At 61.3% G+C, this 230-nt stretch carries 1 pseudogene; it reads right to left on the bottom strand.

The window, feature by feature from the left end:
* Positions 1-230 (bottom strand): annotated as a pseudogene (locus J5M58_RS27725) (arginine-ornithine antiporter); the annotation flags it as partial.

The following is a 230-nucleotide window of genomic DNA, read 5'->3' as shown; positions in this document are numbered from 1 at the left end:
ACAGCCACACGGCATACACCAAGGCAACCAGCGCCACCAGCAGGTCCTTGCGGCGCAGGGCCGGCTGCCCATCGTAGGTTTCTTTACGCACCGCCAACAGCACGGCGTAGGCCGCCGACCACAGGTAGGGCACCAGGATCATCGATGTGGCCAGGTAGATCAGCGACAGGTAGGTGCTGTTGGAAAACAGCGTGATCACCAGGAAGATCTGCACCATGGCGTTGGTCAGC

It is taken from the genome of Pseudomonas sp. 32_A (genome assembly GCF_017490905.1).
Lineage (GTDB): Bacteria > Pseudomonadota > Gammaproteobacteria > Pseudomonadales > Pseudomonadaceae > Aquipseudomonas > Aquipseudomonas inefficax.
Note: the sequence above shows the minus strand (reverse complement) of the source record. Positions and strands in the feature narration are given on the sequence as shown.